The sequence below is a fragment of the Shewanella inventionis genome (assembly GCF_014641855.1).
In the GTDB taxonomy this organism is placed as follows: Bacteria; Pseudomonadota; Gammaproteobacteria; order Enterobacterales; family Shewanellaceae; genus Shewanella; species Shewanella inventionis.
In genome coordinates, this window is the sequence record NZ_BMII01000012.1 from 124,029 (window position 1) to 130,374 (window position 6,346).

Here is a 6,346-nt window from a genome sequence, read left to right on the forward strand (position 1 = left end):
TAAATTTAGAACTCAGAGTTTTAAATATTTATATCGAGAGACACCATGGCACATCGTTGGCAAATTGCAATTTCTGCGGGATTATTGGCATCTGTTTGGGCAGGTATTGCCGATGTACTTCATCTTGTTACTTGGGTCGGCTTTTTAGGCTGTAGCACCTTTTTTGCTCAAACTGAAACGGGCGTTAAAGGGATGCTCATGGCAATGACCACTAACCTTTCAGGCGTTTTTTGGGGATGGTTAATTATTGCAGGCAGCAGTGCACTGGGGTCACCAATCATTAGTTATGCATTAACCGGCATTGTTACCGCTTTTATGTGCTTACAAGCTAGTAACAAAAACTTTGCGTTTATTCCTGGAACATTTATTGGTTGCTGTATCACCTTTGCACTTAATGCTGATCTCGCCGCTATTATTCCGCCGTTGATGATTGGTGCCATATTAGGCTACAGCATGAGCTTACTAACCAGTCTGCTCATAAACTTCACAGGCAAAACAGCTGCATCGATAAAAGATGATGCCGTGAAAGAAATGTAACCACTGCTTTAGGGCACAAATAACCTCATATTACCTAAGCCGATGAACATATCGGCTTTTTCTTTATACGGCTAAAACCTTTCCACCCATTTTTTAATTAAAGGCTAGTTGAGTGTTTACTATTAAACCGGCAGGTTGGGTGGCCATGTTATATTGTCAATGGTGCGCATGCCAGTGCGAATTTATACAGTTTAGTGATGACCTGTCACGCCAACGATATAAGTCCATATTACTACTTCAGACACTTGTTTACCGAGTTACCCAAGCGCCTTCCTACCGATGATTTGACCGATTTAATACCGTGGAATGTTGATCTGAGCAATTTGGATTAACGGTTCACTGCTTCATTTACCGTTTACTATTTAACTCTGTATTAGAAACCTACGAAGGTCTCGCTCTTGCCGCATGACATGTAATATATAAACCTTATCACTATCCACTTTATAGAAAATACGACAAGGATTTACGTTAATCTCACGATAATTTAAGTTAATTAACTCTGGTGATCTTTTACCCGATTCGGGGTGGCTTTCTAACCTGGATATTTTATCAAATACTTTTTGAGTCAATTTTTTAGCTGCTTGAATATTACTTAAAGCGATGTATTCCGCTATATCATTTAAATCATCGAGAGCTGGCGACGTCCATACTACTTCAGCCATTTGCTCAATTTCGCTTTTGCTTCTTGATTTGAGAATGTATTACCATTTTTTATTGCTTGCTCACCCCGTGCTACACCTTCAAGAATAGCCATTCTCTGTTGCATGAACTCATAATCTTCCACATCAACTAAATAAGCAGATGGTTGACCATGTTCAGTAATTAATACGGGTTCTTTGGAAGTGTGGAGATCCGCTAAAATTTTAGTAGCTTGACGTTTAAGCGTCGTAACAAGTTCAACTCTCATGATAACTCCAATATATGTAATTAAATAATGTATCACAATAGTATCACATAAACTCGAGGTTACAACTATACGGCTAACGAGCCTGTAGAATTACTCGTTTTTAAACTCATTTTGATTAATGAATAAACAATATCTGAGTTTATATTTTGATTCAATTATTTAGTGGTGTTTAGATTATTATTTAGCATGCAGTTTTGTTGGTTTTTTAGTGCGCTTTAGGGGGTGTTGAGGCGGGTTTGTAGCGTTTTTTGAGGTAAAAAGGGCTTACCCCTTCTTAGTGCATCGCTTGTTGCAGCTTTTCTAAACGAGAAAAACGAAGCCACCCATTTCTTGTAAGCGAAAAACTAAGCCACCCATTTCTTGAACAAAAAGCGAAAAACTAAGCCACCCATTTCTTGAACAAAAACGAGAAAAACGAAGCCACCCATTTCTTGAACGAAAAACAAAGCCACCCATTTCTTGAAACGAGCGAAGCCGAGAAAAACGAAGCCACCCATTTCTTGAACAAATAACATAACTCGTTTTCATGGCTTTGGCGAGGGTTACGAACGATGTGATCAACTCATCAATTTTTATCGATATGGCTAAAACATTATCGTTAAATGAGTGATTTATTCATCATTTGCAGAATTCAACACAGCAGAGGACCTTGATATCAATCAAGCATAAGAATTGTAATTTGATTGGGGATGATGACTTAAGCGCACAACCAGCGCTGACAATTTGCAGCGCCTTGTCGTCGTTTTCGCTCTAAATGCTCACAGTATTCAGTTAAGGCAGGTAGTGCACCTACAGCACCTTTAAATAATGCACCAAATTCAGTGGTGATTTTAAGCCAATTTTCCGCGGGGATGTTGAGTCTATTCAGTATGTCCTGGCTACTTGAGCTAATGGCGCCACGCTTATCATCTCGAATGATACGACCGGTATCTTCAACTAAGACGATGTAGTCTTTCACGCTGAACATAAGCCCATTAGGCATGTTTAAGCGCTCATTACCCACAAACGGTAATAACTCAGGTGGTTGCTCACCTTTCATTGCTGAATTGATACGTCTTTGAATACTGGTGTAATCTGAGGTTTCAGGGGTTGCAGCCATTTTGGCTCTGACTGGGTTTAAATCCACATAAGCCATACAGGCTAATACCGCGGCTTCATCAAGCAGTGCTTGAGACTTAAAGCGACCTTCCCAGAAGCGACCTGTACATTTATCTTCTTTGTTGGCCATTCTGGCGATGGGCTCACTGAGTGAGCGCATAAACCAACTGATATCAATTAAGCGCTTACGGTATTCGGTAATGCATTCATTAACCGTTTGAAGTTCAAACTGGTTAAGGTCTTCCTCTTTTAGGAACTTGTGCGTGAGTAACGTACCTTTAAAGCCCTTGTGCCATTGAATTAGCACTTCTTTATCTGACCACTTTTTTGCTTTGTCAGCATCAACTTTTATAACCACATGTAAGTGATTGCTCATCACGGCATAAGCACAGATATCAATAGCAAAAATGGTCGCTAATTCAAGAATGCGGGAATCGACCCACTCGCGCCGATGCTCAAAGTTCTCACCTGTTGAATTATCAATTCCACAAAGAAATGCCTTACGCACCACACGCGAACAACAGTGGTAGTAAGGCGTATCTTCCAGGCTCACGATTGTCTGTCTTGGTCTGGCCATCTTTAATTACCGTTTGGAAAGGGTAAGTTAAGCCTAGTTCACCGTTCATTATTTCGCAAACTATTGTGGGTGGCCATGTCTATTATTCGTGTAAGTGATTGCTCATCACGGCATAAGCACAGATATCAATAGCAAAAATGGTCGCTAATTCAAGAATGCGGGAATCGACCCACTCGCGCCGATGCTCAAAGTTCTCACCTGTTGAATTATCAATTCCACAAAGAAATGCCTTACGCACCACACGCGAACAACAGTGGTAGTAAGGCGTATCTTCCAGGCTCACGATTGTCTGTCTTGGTCTGGCCATCTTTAATTACCGTTTGGAAAGGGTAAGTTAAGCCTAGTTCACCGTTCATTGTTTCGCCAATTATTGTGGGTGGCCATGTTTACTCTTTCGCCAATTATTGTGGGTGGCCATGTTTACTTTTTACTTTTATAACCACATGTAAGTGATTGCTCATCACGGCATAAGCACAGATATCAATGGCAAAGATGGTCGCTAACTCAAGAATGCGGGAATCGACCCACTCGCGCCGATGCTCAAAGTTCTCACCTGTTGAATTATCAATTCCACAAAGAAATGCCTTACGCACCACACGAGAACAGCAGTGGTAGTAAGGTGTATCTTCCAGGCTAACGATAGTTTGTCTTGGTCTGGCCATCTTTAATTACCGTTTGGAAAGGGTAAGTTAAGCCTAGTTCACCGTTCATTGTTTCGCCAATTATTGTGGGTGGCCATGTTTACTTTTTTCTTGTTATACGGTATTTTGCAAATACACCAATGAGCAAAGCCAAGCCGCCGACAACTGAAATGACCCCAAATTGAATGATTGCCACTGCCTCGCCGACTACTAATTTAGGGTCTTTGTGCCCGTAATTGTAATAATAGTGTGCGAAAAAAATAACCTGACTAATCAATGCGCCAGCAACAAAAGATAGAAGTAATGAAAGTGTTTTTGGTCTATTGGCTTGCGTTGCTGCTAGAACTCCGCTGATACAGCCAAAAAGACCAACGATCACCAGCGACATAACTATGTTGCCTTCTTTGGTGAAGTTGTAAGTTGCTGGCAAGCATACAAGCCCAGCGATTGATGTAATAGCGTATGGTTTCATGCCGTATAACGCTTTAATGAGGGGCGGCGAAAGCGCAGCTTTTGACGTCCTGGGTGACCGAAGGGAACCCCTTGCTCGATTAACTTGTTAGCCTTATTTGGCACGGTGAAAAACAGCCCCGTTAATACCTGCTCTTTGGCCACAATTTATTGCCTTACAGTGATTGCCTTCGTCAATAAGAACAACTGAGTTATCAAGAACAATCACAGAAAGAGAACAGAATACGTTCTTTTCATTTATCTGTTCAACGCGACTATATATATAAGTTTCATTATTTCTCGATGTAGCGATACCCGTCATGTGACATTGGTGATAATTTCCTCCAATAGTTCTAAACCAAAACTTTAATTGCTCAGGCGTTCTTTCTCCGAGAATCAACTCGCCACCATATGGGTCTGTGTACTTGGTGGATTCTCCCGAAAAAATAGGTATTGAGATTACATCTGCATTGGCAGCGTTTAGTAAAATTGCTAAGAAAATAAGATAAAAGACCTTTGATATCACGATACTTCCCTATGAGGCTAACGTTTGGTTAAGGGGCGGGCTTTAGCCCGTCCCAGTGAGCGGAGCGAACGATTTGAACCAGTTGTTATGAGGTTTTTATTATGTCGCCGAACCAAACCCAGCAAAGTACCCAGCCGAGGATGCCAATTACAAAGAAATACGACATGAAATCTAAGGCGTAAGCCCAGTAAACATGAAGTTTTGCAATGCACCAGTCCATTCCTTTAATAGTGTAGTTTTCAGGCATTTCTAGTTTTGCGCGAGTGTAGTCGCCGCGGAAATCATTGTTTGAATGGGTCTCGAATAGCTTGAGAATTCCATGATATTCAACTAGGAAACCTGCGTATGCTTCTTGATTGTGATCTTTTTCTAAGTGTGGATGTATTCTTTGCTTGAGCTCACCAAGTTTTGATGCGCATGAATACATTTTTTCAGATAAGCTTGAATAGTCATTTTTATCAATCAGTAGTGAATATACAAGCACGGCAACCGCTGAAAATACCTGAATCAAGCCTATTAATTTACTTTGGATATTATTCCCAAGTTCGTAGGCTTGCATTAACGATATTAGAATCAGTCCGAGCGATATTAATACAACAGTGTATGTTGCAAGCTTGCTATGAAGTTTAAGTCGCCTGGATGCATGAAATCTGGTTTTAGATGTTGCATCTACTTTTTTATAAAGATTATTGAAGCTTTCTTCCTTCTTCAAGCCATACTCCTTGCTTGGTTCTCATAACGCCCTGTTAACAGGCAAAAAATTGTTGGCTAAAATAGTGACGAAGGAACAAAAGCCAACAATTTTTTGTCCTTGTTTAACAGCTTGTTAGCTGCAATTATGGCCAGGCACATTTTGCCAAGTAGGCGAACTAAACCAATTGCCAGGATCAATTTCACTTTCTGGTTGAAGCCAATGTACACCATCCTCTAGCGCATCCTCTTGAAGAGAATATTTACCTGAAAGTAAATCAGATGTGAATTTATCAATATAATTTTCTACTGAGTCAGCAAGTTTGAGAGCTACATTATGCTCATAGTCTATTAAAATTACTTGCCCATAAGTACCATTAATGTCGGGGTCGAGATCTACGCATATTAAACAGGTACCCGAATCATCACCAATAGGAACCCTTAACTTTCCAAAGCTATAACCTGCTTTGATACCATCATCTGAATAGTTTAAATTAGTTTTATCATTAGATAGTTCAAATTTGGTAATTTGACTAATTGTTTGCTCTATTGAAATGAATGGCATGCCGTACGCAAAATTAGCAAACATATCTGGATTTATTCCATTATATGTTTGATATAAAGTCCAAAAGCTTTCAGGTAAGTTTTTACCTACTAAAATCTCCAGTTCATTAATTTTATCTGTCGATGCAGGTTCTTGAAGCGCCTCTACAATTTTAGGTGCATGATTCGATAACCATTCCGTTGCTTTTTCTAACATATATACTCTCCAGTTGAACCCAAATCTATTGCCGCTAACGCCTCCTACAGAGGCGAACGAAGATAGTCCTATGGTAGGACTTGTTATACAAACCTGCACAACAGCGTGTAGGTTTAATTTAAATAGGAGAAATATAATGGGAACAAATACACCAGTAGTA

9 protein-coding genes and 3 pseudogenes are annotated in these 6,346 nt (G+C 40.1%); 2 read left to right on the top strand and 10 right to left on the bottom strand.

Annotated features, from left to right (window positions below):
* Positions 1-45 precede the first annotated feature (45 nt).
* Positions 46-537, top strand: coding sequence for a DUF1097 domain-containing protein (locus IEW93_RS08740; RefSeq protein ID WP_188738945.1), 492 nt, complete (start codon positions 46-48; stop codon positions 535-537).
* A 155-nt stretch (positions 538-692) separates the two neighbouring features.
* Positions 693-869: pseudogene (locus tag IEW93_RS08745) on the top strand (transposase domain-containing protein); the annotation flags it as partial.
* Between the two features lie 30 nt (positions 870-899).
* On the opposite strand, the gene IEW93_RS08750 reads toward IEW93_RS08745, so the two are convergent.
* From IEW93_RS08750 to IEW93_RS08795, 10 genes and pseudogenes are all read right to left on the bottom strand, one after another.
* The gene (locus IEW93_RS08750; RefSeq protein WP_188738946.1) at positions 900-1,199 is read right to left on the bottom strand and encodes a type II toxin-antitoxin system RelE/ParE family toxin; all 300 of its coding nucleotides are present in this window, start codon (positions 1,197-1,199) and stop codon (positions 900-902) included.
* Positions 1,187-1,444: a type II toxin-antitoxin system Phd/YefM family antitoxin gene (locus tag IEW93_RS08755; protein ID WP_188738947.1), complete on the bottom strand. Its 258-nt coding sequence runs from the start codon at positions 1,442-1,444 to the stop codon at positions 1,187-1,189. The genes IEW93_RS08750 and IEW93_RS08755 overlap by 13 nt, the downstream gene beginning before the upstream one ends.
* Positions 1,445-1,788: 344 nt before the next feature.
* Positions 1,789-1,959, bottom strand: a complete 171-nt coding sequence (locus IEW93_RS08760) for a hypothetical protein (RefSeq protein WP_188738948.1) — start codon at positions 1,957-1,959, stop codon at positions 1,789-1,791.
* 182 nt (positions 1,960-2,141) lie between these two features.
* Positions 2,142-3,119, bottom strand: coding sequence for a transposase (locus tag IEW93_RS08765; RefSeq protein ID WP_188738949.1), 978 nt, complete (start codon positions 3,117-3,119; stop codon positions 2,142-2,144).
* Positions 3,120-3,207: 88 nt separating this feature from the next.
* Positions 3,208-3,426 (bottom strand): annotated as a pseudogene (locus IEW93_RS08770) (transposase); the annotation flags it as partial.
* A 121-nt stretch (positions 3,427-3,547) separates the two neighbouring features.
* Positions 3,548-3,781, bottom strand: a pseudogene (locus tag IEW93_RS08775) (transposase); the annotation flags it as partial.
* Between the two features lie 79 nt (positions 3,782-3,860).
* Positions 3,861-4,232 carry a hypothetical protein gene (locus IEW93_RS08780; RefSeq protein ID WP_188738950.1) on the bottom strand — a complete coding sequence of 124 codons (372 nt, stop codon included), beginning with the start codon at positions 4,230-4,232 and terminating at the stop codon, positions 3,861-3,863.
* A gap of 93 nt (positions 4,233-4,325) precedes the next feature.
* Positions 4,326-4,736 carry a hypothetical protein gene (locus IEW93_RS08785; RefSeq protein ID WP_188738951.1) on the bottom strand — a complete coding sequence of 137 codons (411 nt, stop codon included), beginning with the start codon at positions 4,734-4,736 and terminating at the stop codon, positions 4,326-4,328.
* Positions 4,737-4,821: 85 nt separating this feature from the next.
* Positions 4,822-5,448, bottom strand: a complete 627-nt coding sequence (locus IEW93_RS08790) for an SLATT domain-containing protein (protein WP_188738952.1) — start codon at positions 5,446-5,448, stop codon at positions 4,822-4,824.
* A 114-nt stretch (positions 5,449-5,562) separates the two neighbouring features.
* Positions 5,563-6,186, bottom strand: coding sequence for an SMI1/KNR4 family protein (locus tag IEW93_RS08795; protein ID WP_188738953.1), 624 nt, complete (start codon positions 6,184-6,186; stop codon positions 5,563-5,565).
* Between the last annotated feature and the right edge of the window lie 160 nt (positions 6,187-6,346).